The 24,826-nt window shown below is 54.3% G+C and carries 20 protein-coding genes; 7 read left to right on the forward strand and 13 right to left on the reverse strand.

The genetic code is table 11. The features are described 5' to 3' along the window. Nucleotides 1-379: 379 nt before the first annotated feature. Nucleotides 380-706 (forward strand): DUF5684 domain-containing protein, encoded by a 327-nt coding sequence (locus tag ACVWZF_RS13325; RefSeq protein ID WP_011432901.1) that lies wholly within the window; start codon nucleotides 380-382, stop codon nucleotides 704-706. 44 nt (nucleotides 707-750) lie between these two features. Here the strand turns inward: ACVWZF_RS13325 and nuoK are convergent, their stop codons facing one another. The 5 genes from nuoK to ACVWZF_RS13350 form a co-directional block, all read right to left on the reverse strand. After that, the gene (gene nuoK, locus ACVWZF_RS13330; RefSeq protein WP_041437244.1) at nucleotides 751-1,056 is read right to left on the reverse strand and encodes an NADH-quinone oxidoreductase subunit NuoK; all 306 of its coding nucleotides are present in this window, start codon (nucleotides 1,054-1,056) and stop codon (nucleotides 751-753) included. An 80-nt stretch (nucleotides 1,057-1,136) separates the two neighbouring features. After that, nucleotides 1,137-1,745 (reverse strand): NADH-quinone oxidoreductase subunit J, encoded by a 609-nt coding sequence (locus ACVWZF_RS13335; protein ID WP_011432903.1) that lies wholly within the window; start codon nucleotides 1,743-1,745, stop codon nucleotides 1,137-1,139. A gap of 119 nt (nucleotides 1,746-1,864) precedes the next feature. After that, entirely contained in the window at nucleotides 1,865-3,202 is a 1,338-nt protein-coding gene (locus ACVWZF_RS13340) for a TPM domain-containing protein (RefSeq protein ID WP_238376936.1), read from the reverse strand. A 145-nt stretch (nucleotides 3,203-3,347) separates the two neighbouring features. After that, nucleotides 3,348-4,079, reverse strand: coding sequence for a lipoyl protein ligase domain-containing protein (locus tag ACVWZF_RS13345; RefSeq protein ID WP_011432905.1), 732 nt, complete (start codon nucleotides 4,077-4,079; stop codon nucleotides 3,348-3,350). Between the two features lie 17 nt (nucleotides 4,080-4,096). After that, nucleotides 4,097-4,561, reverse strand: coding sequence for a YbjN domain-containing protein (locus tag ACVWZF_RS13350; protein WP_011432906.1), 465 nt, complete (start codon nucleotides 4,559-4,561; stop codon nucleotides 4,097-4,099). A 221-nt stretch (nucleotides 4,562-4,782) separates the two neighbouring features. Here ACVWZF_RS13350 and ACVWZF_RS13355 point away from each other — a divergent pair, with 221 nt between their 5' ends. Beyond that, nucleotides 4,783-5,538 carry a 5'-methylthioadenosine/adenosylhomocysteine nucleosidase gene (locus ACVWZF_RS13355; RefSeq protein ID WP_011432907.1) on the forward strand — a complete coding sequence of 252 codons (756 nt, stop codon included), beginning with the start codon at nucleotides 4,783-4,785 and terminating at the stop codon, nucleotides 5,536-5,538. A gap of 70 nt (nucleotides 5,539-5,608) precedes the next feature. Here ACVWZF_RS13355 and ACVWZF_RS13360 read toward each other — a convergent pair whose 3' ends face one another. After that, a complete protein-coding gene (locus ACVWZF_RS13360) occupies nucleotides 5,609-6,586 on the reverse strand; it encodes a PspA/IM30 family protein (protein WP_011432908.1) in 978 nt (325 codons plus the stop codon). A 304-nt stretch (nucleotides 6,587-6,890) separates the two neighbouring features. Continuing rightward, the gene (locus ACVWZF_RS13365) at nucleotides 6,891-7,709 is read right to left on the reverse strand and encodes a hypothetical protein (RefSeq protein ID WP_071818156.1); all 819 of its coding nucleotides are present in this window, start codon (nucleotides 7,707-7,709) and stop codon (nucleotides 6,891-6,893) included. 85 nt (nucleotides 7,710-7,794) lie between these two features. On the opposite strand from ACVWZF_RS13365, the gene ACVWZF_RS13370 reads away from it, so the two are divergent. The 4 genes from ACVWZF_RS13370 (at nucleotide 7,795) to lpxD (ending at nucleotide 12,610) form a co-directional block, all read left to right on the forward strand. Then, a complete protein-coding gene (locus tag ACVWZF_RS13370; protein WP_011432910.1) occupies nucleotides 7,795-9,057 on the forward strand; it encodes a class I SAM-dependent methyltransferase in 1,263 nt (420 codons plus the stop codon). Between the two features lie 58 nt (nucleotides 9,058-9,115). Next, on the forward strand, nucleotides 9,116-10,639 hold the full coding sequence (locus tag ACVWZF_RS13375; protein ID WP_457411648.1) for a hypothetical protein: 1,524 nt from the start codon (nucleotides 9,116-9,118) through the stop codon (nucleotides 10,637-10,639). A 66-nt stretch (nucleotides 10,640-10,705) separates the two neighbouring features. Further along, a complete protein-coding gene (locus ACVWZF_RS13380; RefSeq protein ID WP_011432912.1) occupies nucleotides 10,706-11,224 on the forward strand; it encodes a DUF4330 domain-containing protein in 519 nt (172 codons plus the stop codon). A 294-nt stretch (nucleotides 11,225-11,518) separates the two neighbouring features. Next, nucleotides 11,519-12,610: a UDP-3-O-(3-hydroxymyristoyl)glucosamine N-acyltransferase gene (lpxD, locus tag ACVWZF_RS13385; protein WP_457411660.1), complete on the forward strand. Its 1,092-nt coding sequence runs from the start codon at nucleotides 11,519-11,521 to the stop codon at nucleotides 12,608-12,610. Between the two features lie 53 nt (nucleotides 12,611-12,663). Here the strand turns inward: lpxD and ACVWZF_RS13390 are convergent, their stop codons facing one another. Beyond that, complete coding sequence (locus ACVWZF_RS13390) at nucleotides 12,664-14,802, reverse strand: FkbM family methyltransferase (protein ID WP_457411649.1); 2,139 nt, start codon at nucleotides 14,800-14,802, stop codon at nucleotides 12,664-12,666. A gap of 460 nt (nucleotides 14,803-15,262) precedes the next feature. Between ACVWZF_RS13390 and ACVWZF_RS13395 the strand changes: the two genes are divergently transcribed. Further along, the gene (locus tag ACVWZF_RS13395; RefSeq protein ID WP_457411651.1) at nucleotides 15,263-15,988 is read left to right on the forward strand and encodes a Uma2 family endonuclease; all 726 of its coding nucleotides are present in this window, start codon (nucleotides 15,263-15,265) and stop codon (nucleotides 15,986-15,988) included. A gap of 33 nt (nucleotides 15,989-16,021) precedes the next feature. Here the strand turns inward: ACVWZF_RS13395 and ACVWZF_RS13400 are convergent, their stop codons facing one another. From ACVWZF_RS13400 to ACVWZF_RS13420, 5 genes are all read right to left on the reverse strand, one after another. Beyond that, complete coding sequence (locus ACVWZF_RS13400) at nucleotides 16,022-18,808, reverse strand: TylF/MycF/NovP-related O-methyltransferase (RefSeq protein ID WP_457411662.1); 2,787 nt, start codon at nucleotides 18,806-18,808, stop codon at nucleotides 16,022-16,024. A gap of 81 nt (nucleotides 18,809-18,889) precedes the next feature. Next, nucleotides 18,890-21,679 (reverse strand): TylF/MycF/NovP-related O-methyltransferase, encoded by a 2,790-nt coding sequence (locus ACVWZF_RS13405; RefSeq protein ID WP_457411652.1) that lies wholly within the window; start codon nucleotides 21,677-21,679, stop codon nucleotides 18,890-18,892. After that, nucleotides 21,619-23,751 (reverse strand): glycosyltransferase family protein, encoded by a 2,133-nt coding sequence (locus tag ACVWZF_RS13410; RefSeq protein ID WP_457411654.1) that lies wholly within the window; start codon nucleotides 23,749-23,751, stop codon nucleotides 21,619-21,621. Before ACVWZF_RS13410 ends, ACVWZF_RS13405 begins: the two co-directional genes overlap by 61 nt. 73 nt (nucleotides 23,752-23,824) lie before the next feature. Then, the gene (locus ACVWZF_RS13415) at nucleotides 23,825-24,079 is read right to left on the reverse strand and encodes a hypothetical protein (protein WP_457411655.1); all 255 of its coding nucleotides are present in this window, start codon (nucleotides 24,077-24,079) and stop codon (nucleotides 23,825-23,827) included. Nucleotides 24,080-24,140: 61 nt separating this feature from the next. Further along, on the reverse strand, nucleotides 24,141-24,662 hold the full coding sequence (locus tag ACVWZF_RS13420; RefSeq protein WP_457411658.1) for a hypothetical protein: 522 nt from the start codon (nucleotides 24,660-24,662) through the stop codon (nucleotides 24,141-24,143). Nucleotides 24,663-24,826: the final 164 nt, after the last annotated feature.

A 24,826-nucleotide genomic window follows, 5' to 3' on the forward strand; every position in this document is an offset into this window, starting at 1 on the left:
TACGGGGGTGAGGCTGGATTCCATTACGTGATCGAGCTGCTCTGGGATGCCTGTAGCGGCTTGCTGGAATCCCTGGTTCCCGGGATCCAATGCCCGCCGTTGCCCCCCCGTGCTTGAGAGATTATTCGTCAGATCTGTATTCTTGATGAAACTTGACAGAATTCTTGATGAAACTTGACAGATAAGTCTGGACAACGGGATCCCTTTTGGCTAACTTTGTGGGCGGGATCAGAGTAGCTCCTGAACAGCTTTGGAAAGTTGGTTTTCTTGCGGTTTGGCCTTATAGCTGTATAGATTCGAGGGTTGTCTCTGACACCAAAGAGACGCTGGAGACAAGTGAGTTGACATTCGCAAATATCAAATATGTGGGAGGGTCACGATGGATGAGCTTTTACCAGGGCTGATTGCCGTTGCCCTTTACGCCTTCTTTAGCTACACCTTAATGGTGATTGGAGAGAAGCTAAACGTGCCGAATGCTTGGTTAGCTTGGATCCCGATTGCTAACATCTGGGTGATGTGTCGAGCTGCTGGTAAACCCGGCTGGTGGGTGATCCTCTTCTTCATTCCCCTAGTCAACTTGATCTTCGGTATCTGGGTGATCTTTGCCATTCCACCCCGCCTGAATAAATCCCGCTGGCTGGGTCTGCTGGTTTTCCTGCCTGTTTTGGGAGCTTTGCTCTACTCAGGCATTCTGGCCTTCACTTGAATTAGCCAGTCTTGCCTTGATACAAACTAAACAATCGAAAAAGTCTACCACTTGAGCAAGTTAAAGCTCTCCATATCGATAGTGGCGCGGTTGCGGTAGATCCCCAGCACGATGGCCAAGCCCACTGCGGCCTCGGCAGCCGCCACAGTGATGACAAACACCGAGAACACCTGGCCGCGAATCATCGCTGAATCGACAAAGTTGGAGAAAGCCATGAAGTTCAGGTTCACCGCATTGAGCATCAGCTCAATCGACATCAGGACGCGAATCGCATTGCGGCTGACGATCAGGCCGTAGATGCCAATACAAAAAAGAACCGCTGCCACCACCAAGAAAAACTGCAGTTGCAACATCGCGATAGGCTCCAGTAGATACGCAATGAGAAGGGCACTGGGAAAACTCTGGATTTTGTGATCGAGAGCAGGTAGCTTCAACGGGTGCTCACCAGCTCTGCCGGTCGTTCTGACTCTGATTCAAGCTGGGGTCGGGCCCGCTCCAGCAAGCTCAGATCCCCTTCTCCGGCTTGGGGAAGAACAAACTCCCGCCGCGCCAAGACAATGGCCCCAATCAACGCCATCAGCAGCAAAACAGAAGCCAGCTCAAAAGGCAGAAGATAATCGCTGAAGAAGTGGCCGCCGATCACCAACACACTGCTCAAAGGTTGGATCGGCTGCAGCGGCCAAGGGGTGTTCAAAGCCATCGCGGCTAGAAGGGCAAACAGACCCAAACAGACCACCGCCGTCACTCCGTTGCGCAGCCAGCCCAGCTTCAGAGGAGCAAAGTTGTAGCGCCGATTCACCAACATGATGGCAAACAGGATCAACACATTAACCGCGCCGACGTAGATCAGAACTTGGGCTGCGGCCACAAAATCGGCATTCAAGAGGAGATACAACCCGGCCATGCTCAGGAAAACGCCCCCGAGCAGAAAACCGGAATAGACAATGCTGGGGGCCCAAACCACGCCTAGCGCGAAGCCAATGGCCATCGCCGATAGCACCACAAACGTAACCAGTTGTACGCCTTCTCCGAGGGTCATGAGAGATCCGTCCTTAGCCAGTTTCTATTGCTGCTCCCTTACCACTGTACTGTCCTGGCGGATTTAAGAGAAGCCCGACTCCTTTTTCAGATCGATAGAGAAATCTCTAGAGTTGGGTCTCACCAACTGCCGCCCGCTCCGCCACCTCCGCTGCTGCCGCCACCGAAGTCTGAATCTCCACCGAAGTCTGAATCTGTGTCTGTGTCGCTGAGCTCGGGGATGACCACCTCTCGCTCGCTGCGGTACCCGCAGATAGGACAGCTCAGGATTTCCAGCTTCAAGCCGCTAGAGGAATAGGTGGCTTCCCTGAGAACCTGTGTGGTGAGGTCGAGGGTGAGGGCTTGGCACCGAGGGCAGTAAAGGTGTCGGGAGAGCGTGCCTTCGCGCACAACCACAGCTATTCCTTGACAGGTAGGACAAAACCAGCCGTAGTAGCGAGCTCTGCCGCGGCTCCTGGCCAGGCGATGCTCTTGGGGAAGGTACTTATCCAGAAGCTGGGGCTGGATTGGGCGCATGGGTCGACCACAGGCTTGACAGACCACTGGCTGAAAAGGGATCCCACGCTTCCGGCCCAAGGTGCCGTCAGTGGCCATAGCAGCCACAACCGGCAGAGCGAACCCCAGCCAGTTGCCGCTGGACAATCCTAGGAACACGCCAAGGCAGAGGGATCCCGAATAGAGGAAGAGACGAATGGGGTCGCTCTGAACCGAAGAGAGCACAGCACCTGTTCTTGGATCTCTGCGTGTCAGGGAGAGGACTTGTCTTCCCCCTCGCTCAGCCCTTAGAGAGACGGGCATGCGAGAGCGCTGCCACCCCAGTCCCAAAATGATGATCCCCAGCAGCAGCAGGATCCCTTCCACCAGGGAAGAATCAATGCCCTGGGCCACTGCCCCAGAAGAAGTTGCAATCGTTGAGGTGGTAACTCCAGAAGCTGCCGCAGGAACATTGGCAACGGGCTGGCCCTGCAACACCGAGGTCAACTGCCGCACCCCCGCCAGAGTGCCGCCATCGAAATCCCCATTGCGAAACCGAGGCAGGATCTGCTGGTCGATAATCTGCTGGACTCGGCTGTCGGGGAGGATAGCGACCAGGCCCCTGCCCGTTTCGATTTCCACCCGCCGATCCCCTACCGAGATGAGAAACAAAACCCCGTTGTTTTGGCCTGCCTTGCCGATCCCCCAGTAGTTAAATAGCTGCGTGGTGAAGTCTTTTGGTGTTGCATATCCCTGAGTATTCGGCACGGTAACCACTGCCATCTCGGCACTGGTGCGCTGCTCAAGCTGAGTGATAAGACGGTTGAGCTCGTTTTCGGTGCTGCTGCTGAGGATGTTGGCGGTATCGGAAACCCACCCTCCATACTGACGGCGGGGGTTGGGCACTTGTTCAAGGGTAATGGCCCAAGCGGGCTGCGGCAGCAGGAATACAACTAGCAAAACTGCCGCCCAAACTTTCGGCATGGCTTACCTGGCTGAGCGCTGCCTAGGTTCTAGCACAGCTGTCTCGGCTAGACTGGCAGTCCTTTTCCCAGGGAGAGAGGGAAGTTGGGGAACGGTTGAGACAAGCCGCTTCTTGTTGCTAGTAATTGTTAACAGCAACCGGCCCTCAGTCCGGCCAAGGGAGCCAGGCTTCTTCTTGCCATTCCACTTCAAAGCACTCCCGGGCGGCCTGGAGAAAATGTTCGATCAAAGCAGGGATCCCTGGCGCCGTGGGGCAAATGTCGTAGATACCAATCACCTGCGAGCCGGGCAGATACCGTTCCCACAGCTCTAGATTGGGTTGCAATAGGAGGGATCCCTGTTGCAGGATCCCCCAAGGTTGCCACAGTTGGGCGTTGCCCATCAGCTTTTTGCCCTGCCAGCTCAAGTCAGCACGGGTACGGGAGGCAAAGCAACTGGTCTTGTTGCGGTAGCCGGGATCCCGGTGGCTTCGGCCGTGAGCAAAAGCGGGCTCATCTATGGCAATGCCCAGCTCCGCCAACCCCTGCACCCAAAAGCGGCAACAGAAGTCGTACACCCAGGCCCGCTGCAAACTGGGCAACCTGGCTTGCAAGTAAGAAAGGGGCAACACCAAGCTGTAGGTCAGCTCTGCTGCATCCTCAGCCGCCTGATGGAGCACCGCCCTTCCCCCCGTGGGTCGGCGCACAATCGGGATCCCTGGCAGGGGATCTGGCCAAACCTGGTGCCGTCCCAGCGAGAGGGTAAGCTGATCCCAGCCATAAAAGCGCAGGCAGGGGTGAGGGTCATGGCGCAGCCGCTGCAGAAGCCAGGCATCCTGCTCCATTTGCCGGGCCCCAGAGGCCACGCGGTAGGGGAGCCAGTATCCCTGGGATCCCATCCTGGCAAAGCCAGACCTTAAACTTTGGGGAACTCCGCCTGGAGGGGCTCATCATATTCATCGGCCAAGCTGGCCACAATGGTGATGGCCCGGGAAATTTCGCCCGCTGTGATCCCTTCCAAGGTGCGGTAGTGGTTCAGCACCACCTGGTTGTTCCAGATGCAAAAGCGCGCCTCTAGGGTGTCGCTCCAATTCTTCTCCAGGAGCTTCTGCATCAGCTTGGCCGGTTCTGCCACCGGCAGAGAGAGAACGGGAGACCATACCAAAAGAGTGTCTTCTGGGGATTCGCCGCTCAGATGGACGAACACTTCTGCCGTGCCGTAGGTGAATTTCCAGGTGTGACCTTGCTCGTGGTTCTCGTAGGCGGCATCCTCCTTGAGGCTGGAAACCACCGCCGAGACAACCTCAACGTAGCGAACGGACTCTGGAAAAACCTCTGGCGAAGGGTTAAAGGTGCTCATGAGCGGCTCACTGTAGACCATGGTCTTCCCCCTATTCCCTATCCAACCACCTCAACTATACCGCTATACCGCCTAAGACTCCGACCTATCCGGTCATCGCTTTGGGATCCTCAACTCAGGCGAGAATGAAACCGTTGGCAATGGTTCACTAAGTGGCCGGACAGGTGAGGGCAAGCGATCCCCCCCGCCAACTGGAGAGAGAGCCTGTTCAAAAGTCTTTCGAAGAACCTGAGGGAAGCTCTATGGAATCTCCATCTCATCCCCCCCAGAAAGCCATCGGCATTCTTGGAGCCCTGCCCGAGGAAGTGGCCATGCTCACCGCAGCAATGGAAACCTGCTCCATCCATACCCATCTGGGGCGACAGTTCCACCAGGGATCCCTGGCGGGGCAACCGGTGGTGGTGGTACAAGGTGGGGTGGGCAAGGTGCGGGCGGCAACCACAGCGGCTTTGTTGGTGGCCCATTTCCCTTTGCAGGGGATCATTTTTACCGGTGTGGCCGGGGCCTTGGCCGATCACCTGCACATGGGAGATGTGGTGCTGGCCCATGCGGCGATCGAGCACGACTTCGGCACCGGGCGTCCAGAGGGCTTTGTTTTGGGGATCGACTTTATCCCAGAGCTGCGCCACCCACTGGCCGAGGCCGATAGCGCTCTCTACGACCTGATCGTGGCCCACCCCGAGCGGATCCCTCTCCACCCCCTACAAGGCCGGGATCCCGTCATTCATCAAGGCTTGGTGGCCACCGGCGATGTGTTTGTGGCCGACGCAGACCTACGCCGACAAATCCGAGAACGCACCGGCGCTTTGGTGGTGGAGATGGAGGGGGCAGCCGTGGTGCGAGTAGCGCAAGAAGCCGGGATCCCTTGTTTGCTGGTGCGCTCGGTCAGCGATGCAGGGGACGATACGGATTTCTTGAGCTTTTTTCAAACAGCAGCGCTCAACTCAGCAGCAGTTGTCCGCACCATCCTGCAAAACCTGCCCCCCTCCTTGCCTTAGCCCAAGTGCGCAGATCCCCTCCTCTAGCGCAAAAGACGCAAAAGAGGAGTTGGGCATGGTTGCGTTCGCGTCAGTTGTTCATCTCCCGCTCCAGCTTGGCCATCGAGATCTGGCTTTCCAGGCGGGAAATGCCTTCGCGAAGGGTTGCCACCTGTGCTTCAACTTCATCCAAAGATTTGCGAACCGCTTCTGCTGCGCTCATGTGCTGGTTGCGCCGAACCAAAGCCTCGCGGGCAAGGTCATCCTGGTTCTGTTGGCTGGCTTTCTCAGCCCTGACAAACCAATCTTCGGCCTTTTGCAAAATTTCGTCGTACCGCCGTTCCAGTTGCTTGCGACTGGCCAGGGTTGTGGTCAGGCTGCGCTGCAATTGTTTCAGATCCCGCTCCATCTGCCGGATGCTCACCCTCTGTCGGCTGGGCTTTCTCCACAGCACCTTGCTCAGACCCACCATCACCACCGCAGTAGCAATCCCCACACCCGCAGCTGCCGCCGGATTTTCACGAATCAAAGAACCATCCAAAACATTGACCCCCGCAAAGGCCGAGGTTTGCGTGGCCGTCTCCCGAAACTCCCAAGGCATCACCGGATTGCGTTGCTGCCAGAAGCCTAACCGCGCCGCTTGGGCCGCCTCTTGAGCTTCTAGGTAGCGTTGCCGATTGGCCCCGTGCAAAAAGCGCTCGTAAACCACCGCCTGACCCTGGCGCAACATCTCCAAATTCACCAAACCATCGGCGTTGTACACCTGGGCAATGTGAAGCCCTTCCGGTGTGACATAGAGGGTATCCACCTGCACCAGGGATCCCGTCGGGAGCAAGTTTTGCAGAGCCTCTTGGGATAGCCGCCCCCAGCGCCCTTGGGTCAGCTCCGGCGCATCCACATAGGCCAGACGGAAACGGGTTGGCCTGCCGTTCAAGTCCGCCCAGAAGGTATCCCCATCCACCACCGACCGCACCCGGGCCGTCCCGGAAGATTGTGCTGCCGCCGGAAGAACAAGCCAACTGCCCGAAAGGACAGCCACAGTCATCAGAAGGGAAGTTCTTGAGGTCATGGGGGTCACTCCTATTGTGCAGAACAAGAACAAAAGTTAAGAAATAATAAGATAGGGAAGTTTCGGGAACCAACCGGAATCCCAGAGCGTCCTTGGGGATTGCCGTGAGGCTGGCTGCTGCTCTTCCCTGGCAAAGGCAACAGAGCCAGCTGCTCCCTACGTCGGAAAAGCGAACCTCTCCCACGAAAAGCTGCGGCTCTCGAAGAGTCGGCTCGTGGGGTCGGCTTAATTTGGGTTAGAGTTTAGCTCACCTTTTGGGGCAACGTCACAGCCATAAGGCGCAATCTTTGTCCCCCGGATCAAATCACAGGCGCAAGCGATAGGGTTCCTCGTCGGGGAAGTCGGGCAGAGGAGGGGGCAGGATCTCGATCTCCCCCGTAGGCAGCGTTTGCAGCACGGTACCCAACTGGACCAGTTGTTCCAGGACGTACAGGCGGGTATCCCGGTCGGTGGTGGAGTTAAACACGCTCAGCCAAACATCGAATTGGGAACGGCGGCTGAGAGGACTGCGGGCGATGTTATCCCCCAACTGGCGAAATTCATCTCCAGGCAGGCCCACCTGCTCTCGCCAGGCAGCAGCTTGGTAGTAATCGGTGCGGCCCGCTTCCGCGTCCCCCAGAAACATAAAGTTAAGTAGAGCACGATCCACGTAGAGTCGCCAGGCGTCAGGGTTGTTTTGGGGGTTGAACTGCTGCAAGCCGCGATCCAAAATCTCGACGGCTTTTTCCGGCTGGCCGGCCCGATAGGCCAACACCAAACTAGAGAGCCGGTAGCCCAAGAGGAAATGGGGATCCAGCCGCAGCATGTGATCGAAGTAGTCGTAGGCCAGGCCATAGCCAGTCAGGGTGCGAGCCGGTGCATCCCCGTAGTACTGGATCAGCTCCAGCCACAGCCAGGAAGCCCCCAAGTTGCGGTAGCCCAGCCACCCCAGCGTATTGGCCAGGGCAATGTTGCGGTTTTTGCGGGCCTCGGCATTTTCCAATTCTCCCAGATTGATCCGCTCCAGCATCGGCAATTGCAGCCGCACCACCAGGATCCCAAACAGAAACGCTCCCCCAACGGCGGCCAGAGTGCCTGCCAGGGAGAAGCGAGAGCGGCGACGGGGCAGGGAAGCAGCAGTCATGGCAAGTTCTTCGCGGATCCCTGAGGCTGTCGCGACCAGGGCTACACTCAATCATAAATTGAACCGTTGAGCCTTTCCCCTGCCTATGGCCAGCTCTGCCCTCTCCGCTTCGGAACGAGCCTTGAGCCTTTACGAGGCTCTGCCCTACCCTAATGTGCCCCTCTCGCAGACGGCCCGCAACGCCCTGCCGGAGATGTTCAAGATGAGCTATACCACGGCTCAGTACCTGCGCACCCATACCATCGTCCCGCCAGAGGGCAAGGTGTTGTTGAATGCCGGCTGTGGCTCCGGCTGGGAAACGTTGATGATGGCCGAGGCCAATCCAGGGGCCCAGATTGTTGCCTGTGATCTGTCTCCGGCTTCGGTCAAGCTTACCGAGGAACGCCTGCGCCACCACGGCTTCGCAGATGCCGAGTTTTATGTCCTCAATCTGCTGGAGCTGGAGCGTCTGGGGATCCAGTTTGATTTCATTAGCCTCAATGATGTTTTGTATTTGCTGGAGGATCCCACCGAGGGCCTGCGGGCCATGAAAAATGTCCTCAAGCCCGATGGCATCATCCGGGCCAATCTCCACAGCCGCTACCAACGGCAGGTGTTTTTCCGCCTGCAAGAGGGGTTGCAAAAGGTGGGGCAATTTGACGTTCCGCCAGCAGTAGGGGCCAAGAATGTGCGGGAGTTCATGGGATCCCTGCGAGAAGAAGTGGCCCAGGCGGTGCTCTGGAACCCGGCCAACTATGCCGAAGATGCGGCCATTATGAATAATTACCTACTCTCCAACGACAAAGGGTTCACGATCCCCGACCTGTTTCGCATGTTGCAGCAGGCGGGGTTGAGCTTTTTGAGCTTGGTGGATAGGCCCGACTGGTCGGTGGAGTCTTTGTTTAAAGAGGTGCCTGAGTTTGTGCGGCAGCGGTTGGCAACCCTCAGCATCATGGAGCGGCTGCATCTGTATGAACTCCTTCGCCCTGTCCATCGCCTCATCGACTTTTGGGCGGAGCATGCCGGCTCTTCGCCGGTGCTGCCTTGGAGTGACGAAGATTGGCTGTCGGGATCCGTACAATTCAATCCCCTGTTGATGGACAACCCCCGCTTTCGCCAGGAGTACAGCAAAGCCCTGCAAGAGAAGCGGCCCTACGAAATGCAGTGGACAGGGGCCACCCACGGGCGGATCAGCATCCCTGCCGAGAACGTGAGCTGGTTGGCGCCACTGCTTCAAGGACCAACGCCGGTTCGAGAGCTGATTCAACAGGCCGTCCAGTTGGGATCCCCAGATGAAGAACGAACAACCGCTGAGGTGCTGACCTTCCTAACCAACCTAGAAGACTTTCTTTTTTTGATGCTGCAATAGGCAGCTCCCCAAGTTCTGGCTGCCCATACCTGTCTGTTGTTTGTAACCTATGAGTCAGATGTCTGCCCGGTCGGGATCTTACTGGCGCGCAACCCTGACGCGGTGGTTCCCACAGCCTCTGGATCGCTGGGTTGCCCGGATTACCCTCTGCAACCTGGCCATCGGGGTGATCCTGGTGGTGTTGGGCAACCACACAGCTCCTTACGTGCGGGACTTTAACTGGCAACAGCAACGGGTGGGGGCGCAAGAAGTGCAGATGGTGCTCACCTTCAACCGCCCGATGGATCCCGTCAGTGTTGAAGAGCATTTGGAGATCCAGCCCCCTCTGCCAGGCCGAATGCGCAAGCTGGGTCGCCGCTTTTTTTGGACGCTGACAGAACCAGCCCCTTACGGCCAGACCTACCGGGTGCGCCTGCAGGCAGCCGTGGATGAACGGGGCCAGCCCATGGCCCAGCCCTTTGAGGGGGAATTCCGCACGCCGGATCGGCAGTTGCTGGGGATCAGCACCGAACCTGCCCAGCGAGGGCGAATGTTTCTGTTCAACCTGGAGACGGGAGCCGCTACTCTGCTGACTCCAGCTGGGGTCAAGGTAACCCAAATGCAGCCCAGTGCTGATGGCCGCTTCGTGTACTATTTCGCCACGGCCACCAACCTACAGCACCAGGATCTGTACCGGCTGGATCTGGAGGATCTGTCTTCGCGGTTGCTGCTGGATCATCAGGGTTACCAAAACCTGCGCTTCCAAGTCTCGCCGACGGGGGAACTGGTGGTGGCAGAGCGGATCCCGCTGCAACGGGATCCCATGGCTGCCGTCCAGACGGAGCTGTGGATCCAGAAAACGAGCCGGGATCCCTTTGAACGTCTAGAGCTGGATACGGCGGTGGGGGGAGATTTTTTCATTAGCCCCGATGAGAGCAGCCTGCTCATCTCGCAGGGACAGGGGGTGGGGATCGTACCCTTGCATCCACGGGCGGCAGCGGAGAGCTTTCTAGCCCAGTTCGGCCAAACCTTAGCCATCCGCCCCGATGGGGCTTTCGGGGCTTTGCTGCGCTTCAATCCCGACTACACCCGCAGCCTCTCCATCGTCAGCAATACCGGCAACAGCGAGGAGATTTTGAGAACCCAGGGATCCATCCTGAAAGGGGCTTTTTCCCCTCGGGCGCCCATCTTCTACGCCTTGGTCAGTGAGGTCTCTCACGTTAGCGGTGCGGAGCATGATTCTGTTGGCGAGGTCGCGATGGACTCCCCCAGCTACACCGAGTCGCCCCGCCTGCTGGCGATAACGCTCGGCACTGAAGCAGGCAACGCCATAGAGGTGGTTCGAGCCACCTATCCCGTCGATCTGGACTTCAGCATTTCCCCGGATGGACGCATGCTGGCCTACACGCTCTTGGAACCGTTCCCAGGGATCCCGGATCCCTCGGCTCCCCTTAGCCGTAGCGGGCAAGCCATCATGGCCTCGCAAGTGTGGTTGGTGGATTTGCAGGACGGGCTGCCCATTCCTGATGGACAAAGTGGTTCGCACCGCTGGCGGGAACGCCGCCTACCGCTGGGCAGCAGCGCCCTAGCCTGGATCCCCTAGAGCGGGAAAGCCACTTGGAGAACAAACCTGCCTAGAATCAAGACAGGGTGTGCGAGGAGAGGTGATATGCGGCTCATTGACGAGCAGGGGCGGCTTTTGGGAAAGGTCAGCCTCTTGGATCTGGGAGCTCTGGCAATTGTGGTGGTGGCCATTGTCGCCGTCTTGTTCTTTCCGGGTCGGCAGGCGGGCAGTGTCGTCCAGGTGGGAGGTGGCCCCACGCTGCCGGTGGAAGTGGACATGATTGTGCGCGGGGTCAGCAGCCGCTCTACGGAACCTTTTCAGGCGGGGCAGAAGGCTGACCTGATCATCCGCAACCAGCCCTACGGCCAGGTGGAGGTGGTGCGAGTGGAAAATGTCAGCCGCACGGTGCCGGTGGTTTTCCCCGATGGGCGGGTGCAGAACTTGCCCGATCCCGAAGCCTATCGCCTCGATCTGGTGTTTACCTTGCGAGGGCGCGGCCAGCGGACGGAGAATGGCATCGTCCTGGGCAACAATCGCGTCAAAATCGGTGTTCCCCTAGAGCTAGAGACCTTTGGCTACAACTTGCGCGGCACCGTGATGGACGTGCGGCTGCCGCAATCGTAGAGCATGACTCTAGTCAATAATAAGCTCAACTATACTGAAAATAATGTATAACATGTTCAGTACGGATTACTACCAGTTGATCTTTCTGTTTACTTTCGAGTCTGCCAACATGGTAGCCAAAGCAAAGCAGAAAATTGGTAGTAAGACGACACGGAAACTGCGCTTTGGGTATTCTACTCAAAGCTTTGCGGGATACCGCCATTCTGTTTGGAAACAAACAGAATGCTATCGCTGCATAGTTGAACAGTGATGTTCAGCAGTGTTCAGCGTAAATGTATCAGGATGTCAACCCCAATGCAGCTACAGGAAATTGCCCAAAAATTGGGGTGTGCCTACGAGGGGGATCCCACCCTGGAAATTCACAGCGTGGCCAGCCTGGCGGAGGCGCGTCCGGGAGAGTTGAGCTTTCTCAGCGAGGCCCGCTATCTACCTCTCTTGGAGCAAACCCAGGCCAGCGCCGTCATCGTGGAGGAAGGGCTGGCTTTGCCCTGTTCCATTGCCTGCTTGCGGGGCAGGGATCCCCGTCTGCTGTTTGCCCAGGCCATCGAGCTGTTTTACCAGCCCTACCGCCTACCGGTGGGGATCCATCCTACAGCGGTGGTGGATGCCAGCGTCCAACTGGGGGAAGGGGTGGCAATCGGGCCGCACGCGGTGGTGATGGAAGGGGTGAGGATCGGCGACCACACCCAAATTCATCCCAATGTCACGATTTATCCCCAGGTGCGGATTGGATCCCGGTGTCAGCTTTTCGCCAACTGCGTTATTCACGAGCGCACGGAGATTGGGGATGATTGCCTCATCCACAGCGGCGCTGTCATTGGCGACGACGGCTTTGGCCACATTCCTCTGGCAGATGGCTCCTGGCGGCGCATGCTGCAGGCGGGCCGAGTGGTGCTGGAAGACAACGTGGAGGTAGGCAGCAACACCACCATCGACCGGGCCGCCGTTGGCGAGACCCGTATTGGCCGCGGCACCAAGATCGACAATCTGGTGCAAATTGGCCACGGCGTGCGCACCGGATCCCACTGCCTGATCGTGGCTCAGGTGGGCATTGCCGGCAGCACCCAGTTGGGCCACCACGTCATCTTGGCCGGGCAATGTGGCTTGGCCGGGCACCTGCACATTGGCGATGGCGTGCGTGTAGCCGCCCAGACAGGTGTAACCAGCGATATCCCCGCCGGTCAAACGGTGGCCGGCTACCCCCATCAACCCATTGCCGAGTGGCGCAAGAGCATGGCTGTCCAGCGGCACTTGCCTGAGCTGCAACGCACCTTGCGCAAGCTGGAAGCTCGTGTGGCCAAGCTGGAACAGAACAGCACGGATAGAGCCCCCAACGCAAAAATGCTCGAAGTGGGCGTGGATCCTGAAACTACATGCTCTAGCTAGAACCTCCTTTGTCAACTTCCCCAGTGGCCTTAGCTACTGACTGGGAGAACTTTTTACCGACGAGGTTCTTGTGAAACGTCATGAAGGATATACCTTCTACTCAAGTAGCAAAGAATACCTAGATGTGTGTGAACTATGTTTCCCTTGTACAAAACATGGGTAGGGCATAGGATCTGGTCTATTAATCGTCTATCTTCTTCAGAGTGAAACTCTAGGTATATTATCTTAATGTCGACTAGAATTTCGAACAAATCCTTTAATATTTGGGTCTCACAACCCTCAGTATCTATCTTGAGAATATCGATGTTGTAAGCGCCAACACTCTTTAGAAATGAGCCTAGGAATGAGCTTGCCTTTACAAGCTGTACAACTCTTGGAAAGTCAGCATATTGGTTCTTGTGTATCGAACTATAACAGGCCGTTACAAGACTACTGTAGAAAGTCTTGGTGATATCATCACTGTACAGCCCAAAAGGGTATACAGTGCAGCCGCCTATAACTAGGCTGTTTAGCTTCAGCAAGTGAAGAGCTACAGGGTCAGGCTCGAAGCAAAGAATAGTAGCATTTGGATAAAGCATTCGAAAGTAGGCGCTTGCGATGCCTATGTTTGCTCCTACATCAACAATTATTGATACGCCATCGACGAAGTTTAAAAAAGGATATGACTGCTTACTAAAGATTTCGTCAGTCGTGAATAGCGCTGCGCCTTCTTCCTCCTTATAAAAATTGAGACGTAGTGTCCAAGAAGATCCATCCGCTCTAGTCGCGCCCAAGGAAAATCTTTCAACGCTCGCTAACTTTGTTGCGTTCGAGAACACCAATTGATTTTGTTCATCAAGGACAAAAACAAATTTTGAGTAGGGCAGGAGTCGAGAAGTAAGATGGCTGTTGGATCTGGCAATCAGAACATCCCAAGTCGCAGTACCTAAGTGGCTGGACTCTTCCTCCCAGACATGTACTCTGGAAACGACCCTCTCGTCCTTGGGAAGCTCAGACACTGGGAACCCGGCCTCAACATAGACTTCTAGTCTCGGCAGATCCAGGAGATCTGCCACAACTGCTACTGGGCAGTCTTTGCTAACCAGTACCTTAAGTTGCTCCTCTACACGGTGTAACTCCTGAACAGGTTCGTAGATAGCAAGGCGTGTATTGACAAGATCTCTGTAGGCAGTGCTAATGAAAAATCTGGGATCGGACTTAGCTGCGTAAAAGTTGGGTAGCTCTCCCTTGAAAACCCAATTCATCAGATCGGCTATCCGATGCTTGGGATGCCAGTCCACAAGAAACTTTTCATAAGCTCTTTTAGCTATCTCTAGAGCCAGCCCTGGATTTTCTAGGTAAAACTTGATTTTCTCAACTAGCTCCAGCTCAGAACTATAGACGTCGCAGTATAAGCCGGGGCTCAGATACTCATCAAAGCCGGATGCAAAGGAGAGCTTGTCTGTCAGCAAAAAGCCACCCGCAGAAATCACTTCCAGGTTCCTAAGGTTCAGATCCCCATTCAGGCTGCAGTTAAACGAAATCAGCGATTCGGCAAATAGGCGGGCTGCCTCTTGACGGTTGGCAGTTTTGGCAAGAATGGGCAAGTGTGCCCTCTTTATGGCTTCGACCAGACGGGAACGTCTGGGATGCTCGGATTCCTGATGGCCAATAAAGACAACTTGGCTTTCTCTTGCTTCTACCCACTTGTGGACAACCGTATGCATGGAGATGAGAGGTAGCCAGGCCAGGTTTTCCGCGCCCGCCGCGGCAAACCAGTGCAGGTGCTGGCGGTTGTGAGCAGTAACAACATAATCAAAGGCTTCAACGGCCCAGTAGGCCAAAAGATGTTGGATGGGGAAGTGGCGATGATGCGTATCTCCGGCTAGTAAGACGGTTGGGCAGCCAAATTTTTTCGTGTTGAAGGGGTTGCTGTAGTCGCAGCTGGAAGCTAGTACAATCACCAAGTCAAACTCTTTATCCACAATCTGCTCAGACTGCTGGACAAAGTCATAGAGGTCATAATCTCCTTCCGGACACTCCACCAAGCCTTCACGACGGTTGACATAGCCTAGTCCACAGCCCCCCACTCTTTTTTTGGGACAGACAGTTACTTGCCGATCTGAAAGCTGCGGCGGTGGGATGTAGTCTGGCGCAACTGGCCAGCTCAGGAGAACTCGCGGTTGCAGAGTTTCTTTGTTGGAATTTTCCATAGCTCGTCCTTCTAATCAGTGCTGCTGACAAAGTGTAGCTTCTGCCCAGGCTACAAAGAGGGCTAGTTTTGCACTATCCTGCCCTACGTGCATCCATAATGACAAAGTCAGGAGCCAAGTGCTGATTATACCTACACACCTACCAAGTTAGACGGTGCATTCGCGGAAAGCTGGCAGCGCAAGTGCCAAATGGACTCACTCATCTGCGTTACCCAAGCCTGGTCGCAGCAGCGCCCTAGCTGCTTTGCTGGCAACAATGAGATGGGGGAAGGTTTCCAGACATTGAGGCCGCGTGGGTTTGCTGGGCCACTGCTTCTGGGGAATTAGTGCCCACCGAGGCCGAACTGGAGCGCCAACGTGCTGAGCAAGAGCGACAGCGAGCAGAGCGCCTGGCCCAGAAGCTGCGGGAGCTGGGGGTGGATCCCGATACCTTGTAAGGGTAAAGAGAGGAGAACTGGCAATGACTAACCCGAACCCAATTACTGAGGTGCTGGATCCGGTTTATCTACCCGAGTTGCCCCCCACCCAAGACGAGCTCCCCTACGACGACAGCGAACCTATGGAAAGCTGGCGGCACAGGTGCCAGATGGACTTGCTCATCTCCACTACCCAAACCTGGTTGCAGCAGCGCCCTGATGGCTTTGTCGGTGGCAATATGTTTCTCTACTACAGCTTGGAGCAGACCCGCGGCCGCAATTTCAAAGGGCCGGATTATTTTGTGGTGTTGGGCGTGCCTAAAGGCGAGCGCAAAAGCTGGGTGATTTGGGAGCAGGGCAAAGGGCCGGACGTGGTGATTGAGCTTCTTTCTCCCAGCACTGCCCAGGAGGATAAAACAAGCAAAAAGCAACTTTATGAGCAGATTATCCGGGTGCCGGAGTACTTTTGGTTTGACCCGTTTGATCCAGAAGACTGGGCGGGGTTTCGGCTAATGGGCGACCGCTATGAGCCAATTCAAGAGGATGCCGAGGGTTGCTTGCCGAGCGAGGTTTTGGGATTGTGCCTAGTGAAGTGGGAGGGCAGGTTTCGGGACATCGAGGCCACCTGGATTCGCTGGGCCACTGCTGCTGGGGAACTGGTACCCACCGAGGCCGAACTGGAGCGGCAAAGGGCTGAGCAGGCCGAACAACGGGCAGGGCGCCTGGCCCGGAAGCTACGAGAGCTAGGGGTAGATCCAGACGCCCTGTAGACAGCCAAGTAACTCAAGACAACAGATGGATCCCTAGGAGGCCAACAGCAACACAGGTAGCTTTTGAATAGCAGGCCGTAATCCCTTGGGAAAGCGCTCCCGCTTCAAGGGATAGCGATAGTTGAGTTGGGGAATAAGTCTCTCCCATTGATAGGGGTTCAACCCAGCTACCACTGAACAGAACGGCTCTCTACTGAGCTCTAACCCCTCTTCCATGAGCCTGAGAGCTATGTTGCCTGCAGCTATCTCCAGAGTTTGATTGGCCAGTTGCGGATCCGGATCCCCTAGGAAGATCAGAGCATAGTCTTCTGGCTGAGGACTGCGCAGAATTGGCTCCAGCAAGCCCTCCAGTTCTTGGATAAGCTGCTCTGTCTCCATTTCCCAGTAGGGGAAAAGGCCCACGTTGATCTTGCTCAGGCGGATCCCTTGTGGTTTGGAGGTTTCTGTTAGGCTATCTCTCATCACTACCAGGTTTTCTGAAGGACTTAACCACGCGGGACTAGGCCATTCTTGCAGCTCTAAGCTATCGATCTTCCAACCATAGGGCTCAGCTACACTGTGCAGCCGAAAGAAAACTCCAACTTCCTGCTCAAAGTCATGGACAGCCTTTGCGCATCCTTGCCAGTCTTGATAGTCATCGACCTGGATAAACCCTCTGGGATGAACTTGATGATAGAGATGACGCAAAATATCCATCGTTGACTGATACCATTCAGCATCTGCATGCAGCAGAGCAATCTCACCCACTTGCTCTCGATAAACAGGCAAGGTGTCAGCAAACAGCCCTGGCACAGGAACAATGAGATCCCAGACCCCTAGTTCCCTGGCAATCACCTCTAAGTTCTCCGAAATGGGTGCTGCCAAAGTGCTTGCTCCAAAGCCCGCTTCGTTGGCAGCAACCCCTCGGTAATCTGTATCCACTTCTGTTGGCTCAGGCATCCCTGAGAAGGTATCAAAGGCATACAGCTTGCGAGGTCGACGGCTGTAGTTCTTAATCACCCAGGCCAGCAAAGCCGAGCTTCCACCCCTGCAAACACCACATTCTACAAAGTTCCCAGGAATGTCTTCTTCACAAACCTGCTTAGCCAGTGAATAAAGGCTCCAAAGACGCTCAAAGAAGCTCAGCAAGGTAAAAGATTTAACTTTCTCTAGCACCCTAGACAACTCAAGGTTACAGACCGGATAGTCCTTGAGGTGCTCTGGCAATGTCCAATTCACAGCAGGGTCTGGAATATGCTCAACGGGCTTGACATTGCCTCGCCAGGCCACTCCCATAATTTGCATGGTCTGGTAAATCATCGTGTTCCAGCCCCTGTCTCTCAAGTAATTCAAACCTTCAGCCACATCCGGCGAGGCTAGATCATGAAACAGAATCAAGGCATCCTCAGCAGCATAGCGCTCTGCCACTTGAGCATCCTGCAAGGGGGCTGGTGAGTCATGATTCCCATCGATGAAAATCAGAGACCAGCGACGATCCTCTTGCTGGGCAATCTCCTCCACCTTCCCTGGGCTGTAGCCAGGGTAGAGATTGACATTAGAGCGAACTCCAGCCGAGCGAAGAGATTGATCCGCACTTCCATAAATCTGGGGATCGGCCAGAGCAGGATCTACCACATCAAGGGCAACTCCTCCTGCTGCCAAGTGAGCGGTTGACCAGCCTAGCCAGCAGCCAATTTCTAGGGCGTTTTTTCCTTTGAACTCAAGGGCAGTGTTGTACAAGATGTGCGCCTCGTCCCGAGTGACAAAGCCAATACCAGGTTGACGTCGATCTGCATACCGAAGGTGAGGAATCTGTTTATTCAGATGGGGATAGGTCTCAGAACTCGGATCAAGAGCGACCATAAAAGGAAAGCCATGGTCAAGATGTATTCTTCTTCTGAGGCTAGCCGCTACGTAGTCGTACCTCCTAGCTGGGTTAGCTACTGGGCCTGGATACCGAAGGCTGACTTCAGCCTTAAAGCCCTCAGTTGTAAGTGCAATGTGAGTTGGTGCTAGCTTAGCATCACCTGCAAGATGCATGATCCCTATTGGATTGTGGGGTGGAAAACAATCTACCCAGAGCTTCCTTTGTGGATCCCATAGAGGCAGTTTTTGGTGGCAAGCCCAATGACAGTGTGAAGGCAGTAGTTCAACAATATCTATTCCACAATCCCTATAGATCGTCGCATTTAGAGCGTGCTGCTCTCCGTAGCAAGGCTTATCAAGGCCTCTAAAAACGCGAGATAGATTTGAAATACATTGACCTAGTCTATACTTCCATCTTAACCAAACGAAAGAGTCACTGCGTCCAGAGATTGCACCGACGTTTAGGACTGGCATCAGGTGCAGGTTGCTATGCTCTGGAGTGCAGTCCGTGAGATGGAAGTAGTCCCAGTATTTTGCAAAAAGAAAACTTACGTGAAGAGAAACCGAAGGAGCAAAGAGAGTATTTAACGGCTCAATAGCGATTGCAAAGCCTTTGTGCCTAGCTCCTAGGATAAAAAGCTCGATTGCAGACCAATCTTGTACCCAGGTATCTGCATCAAGCCAGATGTAAACTTCATAGCCTGGAAAGTAATCAGCAATGAAAGGTCTACAAAACTGCGCCTTAAGATAGCCGGGCTGCCTATCAATATCAGGAATGTCATAAGTCCACCCTGGCTCAACGATATAATCAACATGCTGACTTATCCACTTTAGCTGCTCGGGTGTACAACCCACATCGAGAAACGCAATATCTACAGAGCTTCCCTGCGGCTTCTCTCGTATAGAGAGAATAGTCCCCTGAACTAACTCAAAAAACTTGCTGTCAGCACCTGTAACGATGATAGTTGAGTTCATAGCTCCTAATTTTCCTCCAACAACAATCTTAGCCATCAGGAAGAAAAAACAAGGGCATGCCCCCAGGCAGAAAGTAGGTGCCTATAACACAGGCAACCTCTGGACAGCCAGCCGCAGGCCTTGAGGAAAGCGCTCGTGCTTCAGAGGATAGCGATAGTTCAGTTGGGGAATCAGCCTCTCCCATTGATGGGGGTTCAACCCAGCCACTACAGAAGAGAATGGCTCTCTGCCTAGCTCCAGCCCTACTTCTATGAGCTTGAGGACTACGTTGCCCGCAGCTATCTCCAGGGTTCGATTAGCCACTTGCGGATCCGGGTCTCCCAGGAAGATCAGGGCATAGTCTTCTGGGTTGGGGCTACGTAGAATTGACTCCAACAGAACCTCCAACTCTTGCACAAGCTGCTCTGTCTCCATCTCCCAGTAGGGGAAAAGACCCACGTTAATCTTGCTTAGACGGATCCCTTCTGGTTTGAAGGTTTGTATCGAACCATCTGTAATTACCAGCCAGTTCTCAGAGGGACTTAACCATACAGCACTAGGCCAACCCTGCACCTCTGCGCTATCTGGCTTCCAGCCATATGGCTCAGCTACACTGTGTAGCCGGAAGAAGACTCCAAGTTCCTGCTCGAAGTCATGAACAGCTTTGCAACATCCTTGCCAGTCGTGGTAGTCATCAACTTGGATAAACCCCCTGGGGTTAACTTGATGGTAGAGATGACGGAAAATATCCATCGTCGACTGATACCAGTCAGCATCTGCATGCAGCAGAGCAATCTCACCCACTTGCTCTCGATAAACAGGCAAGGTGTCAGCAAAAAGCCCTGGCACAGGAACAATGAGATCCCAGACCCCTAGTTCCCTGGCAATCACCTCTAAGTTCTCCGAAATGGGTGCCGCTAAGGCACCGGATCCAAAACCCGCATCGTTGGCAGCAACTCCTCGATAATCTCGATCCACCTCTGTTGGATCAGGCATACCTGAGAAGGTATCGAAAGCATATAGCCTGCGAGGTCGACGGCTGTAGTTCTTAATCACCCAGGCCAGCAAAGCTGAGCTTCCACCCCTGCAAACACCACATTCTACAAAGTTCCCAGGAATGTCTTCTTCACAAACCTGCTTAGCCAGTGAATAAAGGCTCCAAAGACGCTCAAAGCTCAGCAAGGTAAAAGATTTAACTTTCTCTAGCACCCTAGACAACTCAAGGTTACAGACCGGATAGTCCTTGAGGTGCTCTGGCAATGTCCAATTCACAGCAGGGTCTGGAATATGCTCAACGGGCCTGACATTGCCTCGCCAGGCCACTCCCATAATTTGCATGGTCTGGTAAATCATCGTGTTCCAGCCCCTGTCTCTCAAGTAATTCAAACCTTCAGCCACATCCGGCGAGGCTAGATCATGAAACAGAATCAAGGCATCCTCAGCAGCGTATTGCTCTGCCACTTGAGCATCCTGCAAGGGAGCCGGCGAGTCATGATTCCCATCAATGTAAATTAAAGACCAGCGACGATCCTCTTGCTGGGCAATTTCCTCTACCTTTTCCGGACTGTAGCCAGGGTAGAGATTGACATTAGAGCGAACTCCAGCCGAGCGAAGAGATTGATCCGCACTTCCATAAATCTGGGGATCGGCCAGAGCAGGATCTACCACATCGAGAATAACTCCTCCTGCCGCCAGGTGCGCAGTTGACCAACCTAGCCAACAGCCGATCTCTAGGGCGTTTTTTCCTTGTAGCTTAAGGGCAGTATTGTACAGAATATGAGCCTCGTCTCGACTAACAAAGCCGATAGTAGGTTGACGCAAATCCGCAGTCCAAAGGTGAGGAACTTCTTTCCGTAGATAAGGCCAGGGATGAGGCCCTGGATCGATAGCAGTCATTAGAGGGAAGTTGTAGTCGAGATATATTTTCTTTTGATTAGCTGATACATAGTCATACCTTCTGATTGGAGAAGAATGGCTTCTAGGATACCAAAGACTGGCTTCAACTTTGAAGCCATCGGTAGTATGAGCTACATGAGTTTTTCTATCCTTAGCTTTATAGGAAATGTGTAGAATCCCTAAAGGGATGTAAGGCTTCCAAGGCTCAACCCAGAGCTTTCTTTTTGGATCCCATAGAGGTAGTTTACTATGAACTGTCCAGTTACAAAACAATGGTAAAATTTGAACGTTATCTATCCCTAAGTCATTATGAATAGCCAGGTTTAGAGAATACTGATCTGAGTATAGATCGAGGCTCATAGAGATAGCTTGGCTCAGTCTGTTTTTCCATGCTACCCAGTGAATACCGGAATTACTTCCAGAGAATACACCAGCATTTAGAGTTGGTCTTATGTATAGGTGGTTATATACATGTCCAAAGTACCTGATGTATCTCGAGAGGTGAAAAGCTTGATGCGAAAATGGATAGGGATCGAAGAGAGTATTTAGCAACTCAGGAACAACTGCAAGGTTTTTGTATATTGCTCCCAGGGTAAGAAGCTCAATTGCAGACCAGTCTTGCACCCAAGCATCTGCATCAATCCAAATATAAACTTCATAGCCTGGAAAGTATTCAGGAAGGAAAGGCCTACAAACTAGTGCCTTGAGATACTTGGGTTGTCTATCAATGTCGGGAATATCATAGTTCCAATCTGGCTCAACAATGTGGTCAACGTACTGACCTATCCATTGCAACTGCTCCGGTGTACAGCCTACATCCAAGAATCCAATATCTACAGAGTGCCCCTGAGGTTTCTCTCGGACGGAGAGAATAGTCCCCTGAACCAATTCAAAAAACTTGCTGTCAGCAGCCGTAACGATAATGGTTGATAACCTTAAGTCTCTCCTCCAAGGCTTGAATTGTTGTCGACAAAGCAAGCCCTGCTTAGATAGCAAAGGACTCCTCTTTGGCCTGCTACAACTTCTCCCTGCCAGAGAAGATGGGTAGGGTCCAACATCTGATCAATCTGTTTGCGGTCTTGTTCTGAGCAAAACTCCACATAGATGACCTTGATATCTTCGAGCTGCTCTTGCAAGCTGGTCAACACCTCCACCTCCTCTCCACCTGTAGCCACCCTGAGCACATCGATGGGCTCCAAACCCAACTCCTTGAGGGCTGCCCTGGCTTCCCGGAAAGGGAGCAGCTGCTCCACTCCCCACTCGGCCTGAGGATCCTCCGGCCAGAGGCGACGGGTTCTGCAGCTATTCTGCCCCGCTAGCCCCACTGGATGCACAAAGCAGTTGCCCAGGCCAAGAGCATTCTGCCGCAGCAGGTGTAGAGCTAACGAATGCACAAAGCAGTTGCCCAGGCCAAGAGCATTCTGCTGCAGCAGGTGCAAGGCCAAGGGATCCACCTCAAAACAATGAATGGCCGCCTCAGGGCAGAAACCCCGAAAACAAAAGCTACCAAGGCCTACCCCAGCTCCGATGTCGATAACCGTCTGCACCTGACTAGACAGAAACACAGGAAAGTTAAGATACGTCCTCTTGTAAAAAACGGTGTCTGGGTAGAGCTTTACCATAAGCCTGAGTTTGCCAAAGTCAAAGCCAGTCAACACTGCTTCCATTAACTTACTGGCATTGGCCAAAAGAAGTTGGTGGTCCTCTGCCAAGACAAAAGCAAAGTTAGCCCTCACAGGCCGCCCCAGCCGCTGCAAGTCCTCAGCTGTGCACACCACAGCATCAAAACTAGGCCAACTGGCTGGCTCCCCTCTCACCTCGTGAATTCGCTCGGGCACTCCCTTCTGCTGCAGCAGGGCACAGGGATCCCCAAACCCCTCTTCCACATACAGCTCCAGCCGCGGCAAGTCCAGCAAGTCTGCTGCTATCACTTCCGGACAACCTTGGCTAACCAGCACCTGCAGCCGCTCTTGCACTCGATGCAGCTCTTGGATGGGCTCGTAAATCCCCAGCCGTGTGTTTATCCAAGCCGAGCTGGCGGTGCTGACAAAGTAGCGAACATCGGAGCAAGGGGAGTAGCGAAAAGGCTCCGGCAGTTCTCCTCCAAACACCCACTCCAGGAAATTTTGGATGCGGTGGCGGGGATGCCACTTTTCATCAAAGGTGTGGTAAGCGCGGCGGGCAATTTGAATGGCCTCCTGGGGATGGTCTAGGTAGTAGCGGATTTTCTCCAGGAGTTGGGCTTCGGAGTTGTAGGTGTCGCAGTAGGTGCCGGTCGCCAAAAGTTCGTCCAATCCTGAGGCGAAGGAGAGCTGGTCAGTAAGCAGAAAGCCACCCGCAGAAATCACTTCCAGGTTCCTAAAGTTCAGATCCCCATTCAGGCTGCAGTTAAACGAAATCAGCGATTCGGCAAATAGGCGGGCTGCCTCTTGACGGTTGGCAGTTTTGGCAAGAATGGGCAAGTGTGCCCTCTTTATGGCTTCGACCAGACGGGAACGTCTGGGATGGTCGGATCCCTGATGGCCAATAAAGACAACTTGGCTTTCTCTTGCTTCTACCCACTTGTGGACAACCGTATGCATGGAGATGAGAGGTAGCCAGGCCAGGTTTTCCGCGCCCGCCGCGGCAAACCAGTGCAGGTGCTGGCGGTTGTGAGCAGTAACAACATAATCAAAGGCTTCAACGGCCCAGTAGGCCAAAAGATGTTCGATGGGGAAGTGCCAATGATGCGTATCTCCGGCTAGTAAGACGGTTGGACAGCCAAATTTTTTCGTGTTGAGGGGGTTGCTGTATTCGCAGCTGGAAGCTCGTACAATCACCAAGTCAAACTCTTTATCCACAATCTGCTCAGACTGCTGGACAAAGTCATAGAGGTCATAATCTCCTTCCGGACACTCCACCAAGCCTTCACGACGGTTGACATAGCCTAGTCCAAAGCCCCCCACTTTTTCTTTGGGACAGACAGTTACTTGCCGATCTGAAAGCTGCGGCGGTGGGACGTAGTCTGGCGCAATTGGCCAGCTCAGGAGAACTCGCGGTTGCAGAGTTTCTTTGTTGGAATTTTCCATAGCTCGTCCTTCTAATCAGTGCTGCTGACAAAGTGTAGCTTCTGCCCAGGCTACAAAGAGGGCTAGTTTTGCACTATCCTGCCCTACGTGCATCCATAATGACAAAGTCAGGAGCCAAGTGCTGATTATACCTATGATCAATCTGCTTGCGGTCTTGCTCAGAAGTAAACTCCACGTAAATCACCTTGATGTCTTTGAGCTGCTCTTGCAGGCTGGTCAACACCTTCACCTCATTCCCGCCTGTAGCCACCCTGAGCACATCGATGAACTCCAGACCCAGCTCCTTGAGGGCTGCCCTGGCTTCCCGGAAAGGGAGCGGCTGCTCCACTCCCCACTTCGCTTGAGGATCCTCCGGCCAGAGCCGACAAGTTCTGCAGCTATCTGCCCCGCTAGCCCCACCGGATGCACAAAGCATTCTGCTGCAGCAGGTGCAAGGCCAAGGGATCCACCTCAAAACAATGAATGGCCGCCTCAGGGCAGAAACCCCGAAAACAAAAGCTACCAAGGCCTACCCCAGCTCCGATGTCGATAACCGTCTGCACCTGACTAGACAGAAACACAGGAAAGTTAAGATACGTCCTCTCGTAAAAAACGGTGTCTGGGTAGAGCTTTACCGAAAACCTGAGTTTGCCAAAGTCAAAGCCAGTCAACACTGCTTCCATTAACTTACTGGCATTGGCCAAAAGAAGTTGGTGGTCCTCTGCCAAGACAAAAGCAAAGTTAGCCCTCACAGGCCGCCCCAGCCGCTGCAAGTCCTCAGCTGTGCACACCACAGCATCAAAACTAGGCCAACTGGCTGGCTCCCCTCTCACCTCGTGAATTCGCTCGGGCACTCCCTTCTGCTGCAGCAGGGCACAGGGATCCCCAAACTCCTCTTCCACATACAGCTCCAGCCGCGGCAGGTCCAGCAAGTCTGCTGCTATCACTTCCGGACAGCCGCAACTATAGCCAATAAGGATTTGAGGGGTGGCTGGAGAGATAGTAAACTACCCGGCTCCGACCGCTAAGCGGTACGGAGCGGGCTTTCAGTAGCCCTGAGCCTGCTCTGCTCTACCAGAGAACAAAACAGGCCCGA

This window comes from Thermostichus sp. OS-CIW-30, assembly GCF_054060215.1.

What these genes read in the sequence shown, in the direction of transcription:
- ACVWZF_RS13355 (WP_011432907.1), top strand. Translation starts at nt 4,783, where the DNA reads ATGGAATCTCCATCTCATCCCCCCCAGAAAGCCATCGGCATTCTTGGA.
- ACVWZF_RS13400 (WP_457411662.1), bottom strand. Translation starts at nt 18,808, where the DNA reads ATGAACTCAACTATCATCGTTACAGGTGCTGACAGCAAGTTTTTTGAG.
- ACVWZF_RS13365 (WP_071818156.1), bottom strand. Translation starts at nt 7,709, where the DNA reads ATGACTGCTGCTTCCCTGCCCCGTCGCCGCTCTCGCTTCTCCCTGGCA.
- ACVWZF_RS13350 (WP_011432906.1), bottom strand. Translation starts at nt 4,561, where the DNA reads ATGGTCTACAGTGAGCCGCTCATGAGCACCTTTAACCCTTCGCCAGAG.
- ACVWZF_RS13395 (WP_457411651.1), top strand. Translation starts at nt 15,263, where the DNA reads ATGACTAACCCGAACCCAATTACTGAGGTGCTGGATCCGGTTTATCTA.
- lpxD (WP_457411660.1), top strand. Translation starts at nt 11,519, where the DNA reads ATGCAGCTACAGGAAATTGCCCAAAAATTGGGGTGTGCCTACGAGGGG.
- ACVWZF_RS13360 (WP_011432908.1), bottom strand. Translation starts at nt 6,586, where the DNA reads ATGACCTCAAGAACTTCCCTTCTGATGACTGTGGCTGTCCTTTCGGGC.
- ACVWZF_RS13325 (WP_011432901.1), top strand. Translation starts at nt 380, where the DNA reads ATGGATGAGCTTTTACCAGGGCTGATTGCCGTTGCCCTTTACGCCTTC.
- ACVWZF_RS13370 (WP_011432910.1), top strand. Translation starts at nt 7,795, where the DNA reads ATGGCCAGCTCTGCCCTCTCCGCTTCGGAACGAGCCTTGAGCCTTTAC.
- ACVWZF_RS13410 (WP_457411654.1), bottom strand. Translation starts at nt 23,751, where the DNA reads ATGGAAAATTCCAACAAAGAAACTCTGCAACCGCGAGTTCTCCTGAGC.
- ACVWZF_RS13375 (WP_457411648.1), top strand. Translation starts at nt 9,116, where the DNA reads ATGTCTGCCCGGTCGGGATCTTACTGGCGCGCAACCCTGACGCGGTGG.
- ACVWZF_RS13335 (WP_011432903.1), bottom strand. Translation starts at nt 1,745, where the DNA reads ATGACCCTCGGAGAAGGCGTACAACTGGTTACGTTTGTGGTGCTATCG.
- ACVWZF_RS13390 (WP_457411649.1), bottom strand. Translation starts at nt 14,802, where the DNA reads ATGGAAAATTCCAACAAAGAAACTCTGCAACCGCGAGTTCTCCTGAGC.
- ACVWZF_RS13345 (WP_011432905.1), bottom strand. Translation starts at nt 4,079, where the DNA reads ATGGGATCCCAGGGATACTGGCTCCCCTACCGCGTGGCCTCTGGGGCC.
- ACVWZF_RS13340 (WP_238376936.1), bottom strand. Translation starts at nt 3,202, where the DNA reads ATGCCGAAAGTTTGGGCGGCAGTTTTGCTAGTTGTATTCCTGCTGCCG.
- ACVWZF_RS13380 (WP_011432912.1), top strand. Translation starts at nt 10,706, where the DNA reads ATGCGGCTCATTGACGAGCAGGGGCGGCTTTTGGGAAAGGTCAGCCTC.